Origin of the sequence: Arthrobacter sp. 2YAF22_2, from assembly GCF_052114645.1 — a bacterium.
Lineage (GTDB): Bacteria > Actinomycetota > Actinomycetes > Actinomycetales > Micrococcaceae > Arthrobacter.
In genome coordinates this window covers 1-4090 of record NZ_JBFRFD010000339.1, presented here as the reverse complement: position 1 = coordinate 4090, position 4090 = coordinate 1, and the positions used below count along the sequence as shown (strand labels likewise).

5 protein-coding genes are annotated in these 4090 nt (G+C 69.3%); 4 read left to right on the top strand and 1 reads right to left on the bottom strand.

The window, feature by feature from the left end; all coding sequences use genetic code 11:
- The 4 genes from AB4Y86_RS13545 to AB4Y86_RS13530 all read left to right on the top strand — a co-directional run.
- Positions 1–576: flavodoxin family protein (locus tag AB4Y86_RS13545; RefSeq protein WP_441402733.1), on the top strand; the 576-nt coding region annotated here is incomplete at its 5' end.
- Between the two features lie 22 nt (positions 577–598).
- Positions 599–1681, top strand: coding sequence for a CAF17-like 4Fe-4S cluster assembly/insertion protein YgfZ (gene ygfZ / locus AB4Y86_RS13540; protein WP_441402732.1), 1083 nt, complete (start codon positions 599–601; stop codon positions 1679–1681).
- Positions 1678–2067 (top strand): ankyrin repeat domain-containing protein, encoded by a 390-nt coding sequence (locus AB4Y86_RS13535; protein WP_441402731.1) that lies wholly within the window; start codon positions 1678–1680, stop codon positions 2065–2067. The genes ygfZ and AB4Y86_RS13535 overlap by 4 nt, the downstream gene beginning before the upstream one ends.
- Before the next feature lie 52 nt (positions 2068–2119).
- The gene (locus AB4Y86_RS13530; RefSeq protein ID WP_441402730.1) at positions 2120–3643 is read left to right on the top strand and encodes a DHA2 family efflux MFS transporter permease subunit; all 1524 of its coding nucleotides are present in this window, start codon (positions 2120–2122) and stop codon (positions 3641–3643) included.
- A gap of 5 nt (positions 3644–3648) precedes the next feature.
- Here the strand turns inward: AB4Y86_RS13530 and AB4Y86_RS13525 are convergent.
- A partial coding sequence (locus tag AB4Y86_RS13525) for a GNAT family N-acetyltransferase (RefSeq protein WP_441402729.1) occupies positions 3649–4090 on the bottom strand: 442 nt, incomplete at its 5' end.

Genomic DNA, 4090 nt, shown 5'->3' with positions numbered 1-4090 from the left:
CGTGTCATCCGCACGGTGGACCACGACATTGCCAGCGGCGTCTACCCCGACATGCGGGAACACGGCTGGGCCACTGACGAGTGGCCGGAGCTGTACCCGGCAGTTCAGGCCGCGGACATCGTGGTGGTCGCCGGTCCCATCTGGCTCGGCGACAATTCCTCCCAGACCAAGAAACTGATCGAGCGGCTGTACGCGCACTCCGGCCAGCTGAACTCCAAGGGCCAGTGGGCGTTCTACCCGAAAGTGGGCGGCTGCCTCATCACCGGCAACGAGGACGGCATTAAGCACTGCGCCATGGACGTCCTCTACAGCCTCCAGCACATCGGGTTCACCATCCCGCCGCAGGCCGACGCCGGTTGGATCGGCGCCGTCGGGCCCGGACCGAGCTACCTGGACGAAGGCTCCGGCGGCCCGGAAAGCGACTTCACCAACCGCAACACCACCTTCATGACGTGGAACCTGCTGCACCTGGCCCGGATGCTCAAGGACGCCGGCGGCATTCCTGCCTACGGCAACCTGCCCGAAGAGTGGAAAGCCGGCACCCGATTCGACTTCGAAAATCCGGAATACCGCTGAGCGCTGAGGACTTCTACTTCATATGACTACCAAGAGCCCCCTGCTGTCGCGCCCGGGCGCCGTCGAAGCGGCCGGAGCGGACGCCGGCGTCGCCGCCCACTACGGCGAGCCGCTGCCGGAACAGCGTGCGCTGGCCGCCGGGACCGCCGTCGTCGATCTGTCCCAACGCGGCGTGGTCACCGTGACCGGGCCGGACCGCCTGAGCTGGCTCAACACGCTCTCCTCCCAGCAACTCACCGCCCTGGCCCCGGGCCAGTCCACCGAGCTGCTGCTGCTCAGCGTGCAGGGCCGGATCGAGTTCGACGCCCGGGTGGTGGACGACGCCGCCACCACCTGGCTGATCGTCGAGGCGGCCGAGGCCGCGCCGCTGGCCGACTGGCTCACCCGGATGAAGTTCATGCTCCGGGTCGAGGTCGCCGACGTATCGGCGGACTGGGCGGTGCTGGGCACCACCCGTCCTGTCCCGGAGTGGTCCGGGCTCCAGGTCTGGGAAGACCCGTGGCCGCACGTCGGGGCCGGCGGCTACTCCTACGCGGTGGTCGGCGAGGACGCCCACCCCGGTCTGGAACGGCCGTGGTTCGAGTACCTCGTGCCGACCGCCGCGCTTGAAGAGACCGTGGGCGCGCGCCCGCTGGCCGGCGTCCTGGCGGCGGAGGCGTTGCGCATCGCCGCCTGGCGGCCCCGGTGGGGAGCGGAGACCGACGACAAAACCATCCCGCACGAGCTGGACCTGCTTCGCACCGCCGTGCACCTCGCGAAGGGCTGCTACAAGGGCCAGGAAACCATCGCCCGGGTCCATAACCTGGGCCACCCGCCGCGGCGGCTGGTCTTCCTCCAGCTGGACGGGTCGCAGCACACCCTGCCCGCGGTCGGCAGTGAAGTCCGGGCCGGTGAGCGGAGAGTCGGCGCGGTGACCTCCGTGGCCCAGCACTACGAAATGGGCCCGGTGGCCCTGGCGGTCATCAAGCGATCCGTCGCCCCGGACGAGGCGCTGACCGTGATGGACGGTGAGGAGCCGTACACCGCGGCGCAGGAACTCATCGTGGCGCCCGACGCAGGGCAAGTCGTGGGCCGACAAACCGGGTTCCTGCGGGGAACCCGATGAACGGCGGAGCGCCCGACGACGAGGCCCTCGCCCTGGCCCACACCCTGTTCGACGCCGCCCGCGACGGAAGCTCCGCGCTGCTCGGCGGCTACCTCGCTGCCGGCGCACCGGCCACGCTCACCACCGCGGCGGGCGACTCGCTGCTCATGCTGGCGGCCTACCACGGCCACGCGGACACCGTCGGGCTGATTCTGGCCCACGGCGGCGACGCCAACACGGCCAACGACCGCGGCCAGACGCCGCTGGCCGGGGCCGTGTTCAAGGGCTACCCGGACGTTGTGAAGGTGCTCATGGACGCCGGCGCGGACCCCGACGCGGGCACCCCCTCCGCCCGGGCGGCCGCCCAAATGTTTGCCCGGCACGACATACTTGCACTCCTCGGATGACTGCTTCACCCCCAACTCCAGCCCTGGCAACACGCACCGTAAGGAACCCCCGATGGAAAACGTAGCGAGGCCGTGGGCCGCCCTCTGGTCCCTGGTGATCGGATTCTTCATGATCCTGATCGACACCACCATCGTCTCGGTGGCCAACCCCCGGATCATGGAAGGCCTGAACGCCGACATTAACTCGGTGATCTGGGTGACCAGCGCGTACCTGCTGGCCTACGCCGTTCCCCTGCTCATCACGGGCCGGCTGGGCGACCGCTTCGGGCCGAAGAAGCTCTACCTGGCCGGCCTTGTCGTGTTCACCCTGGCATCCCTCTGGTGTGGACTCTCCGGCGATGTCCAAACCCTGATCGAAGCCCGGGTGCTGCAGGGACTCGGAGCCGCCATGATGACGCCGCAGACCATGGCCGTCATCACGCGGATCTTCCCGCCGGACCGCCGCGGCGCGGCCATGGGCATCTGGGGTGCCACGGCCGGTGTGGCCACCCTCGTCGGACCGATCCTGGGCGGCGTCCTGGTGGACGGGCTGGGCTGGGAATGGATCTTCTTCATCAACATCCCGGTCGGCGTCATCGGCTTCATCCTCGCCCTGCGCTTCGTGCCCTCCCTGAGCACGCATCCGCACAAGTTCGATATTCCCGGCGTGCTGCTCAGTGCCGTCGGCCTGTTCTTGCTGGTATTCGGGATCCAGGAGGGCGAAACCTATAACTGGGGCACCATTACCGGGCCCATTACGGTGTGGGGCCTGATCATCGGCGGCATCGTGGTGCTGGCCGGGTTCGTGGCGTGGCAGCGGGTCAACAAGGGCGAGCCGCTGCTGCCGCTGGGGCTGTTCAAGGACCGCAACTTCTCGCTGGCCAACGTGGGCATCACCACGGTGGGCTTCTCCGTGACGGCCTTCACCCTCCCGCTGATCTTCTACTACCAGATTGTCCGGGGCCTTACCCCGACGCAATCCGCGCTCATGATGGTTCCGATGGCGGTGATCTCGGGCGGCCTGGCGCCGGTTGTGGGCCGCATCATCGACCGGGTCAACCCGAAGTTCATCACGGCCGGCGGCCTGACGCTGATGTCCGTGGCGCTGTTCTGGAATGCTTCGCTGATGCATCCGGACACGCCGCTCTGGCTCTTCCTGCTTCCCAGCGCAGTGCTGGGCGTCGCGAATGCCGGCATCTGGGCGCCATTGAGCTCGACGGCCACCCGCAACCTGCCGCCGCGCCAGGCCGGCGCCGGTTCCGGCGTCTACAACACCACCCGCCAGATCGGCGCGGTTCTGGGCAGCGCCGCCATTGCCGTGCTGATCCAGGCCCGGCTCGCGGCGGAACTGCCCGCTGCTCCGGGCGCAGCCGGGGGAGCGAGCCCGATGGTCTTCGGCGGCCACCTGCCCGAGGCGCTGCACGACGGATTCTCGACGGCGATGGGCCAGTCCATCATGCTGCCCGCGGCGGTGGTTCTGCTCGGCACGGCCGCGGCATTGTTCTTCGCCAAGCCCCAGCCGCACTCGGGCTGGGGAGCCCCGGCCGCGGAGAGCCGCCGCGGGGTCGCGGACAGCGCCGAGGCCCAGCGGGGCTAGTACAGCTAGGCGCCCAGCAGCACGCTGGTCTGGATGCCTCCTGCGGTGAAGCCCAGGCTCCGGGCCAGGGCCAGCGAACCCTTGTTGCTGACGTCGGAGCGCCACTGCAGTGTCAGCCCGGACGCCAGGGCGTCGTGGGCCGCTATCGAAGCGGCCAGTGTGCCGACGCCCTGGCGCCGCCACTGCGGTGCCACCAGCACCCCCAGCTGCGCCAGGATGCCCTCCCACTCGGTGTAGGCGCCGCACGCCACCGGCGTCCGGCGGCCCGCTTCCACCTGCATGATGGTGAAGCGGTGTTCCAGCTCCGCGAGGCCCACTTCGTTGACGTCATCCGGCGGGCAGAGCGCTTCGAGTTCGATCGCTTCGGGATTCCCGTGCGAGACAGTCAGCTCCTCTGCGGGTTGCTGCAGTGGCAGCTCGTCGGCGAAGAACAACGCGGCGGCGCCC